Raw genomic sequence first — 274 nt, forward strand, 5'->3', positions numbered from 1 at the left:
ATTGTAACGAGTTATTTTCTTGTGTTTGATTTTGATATGTCTTTTAATGAGGATGATTTAGTAGATTATGAAAGAGCTTTTCAATACATAAGGAGTGCGGGTACATATCCAATAGAACCTTTTGAATATTGGAAGTTCTTTGAGGACTATTATGATTCAGAATCAGATAATTATACCATTCCGGTCAAATTAGTTGATAAGCTTATATCAGAAAAAAAAATAAAATCCTCACAGTTTGCGGGACTAACTGTAGTTGATGATAATTATATAGTTG

1 protein-coding gene is annotated in these 274 nt (G+C 29.9%); it reads left to right on the forward strand.

Annotated features, from left to right (window positions below; all coding sequences use genetic code 11):
• Nucleotides 1–21: 21 nt before the first annotated feature.
• Nucleotides 22–274, forward strand: a 253-nt coding sequence (locus ACX6CF_RS27285; RefSeq protein WP_458788506.1) for a hypothetical protein, incomplete at its 3' end; no start/stop codon positions are given.

Source organism: Vallitalea sediminicola (genome assembly GCF_054408565.1).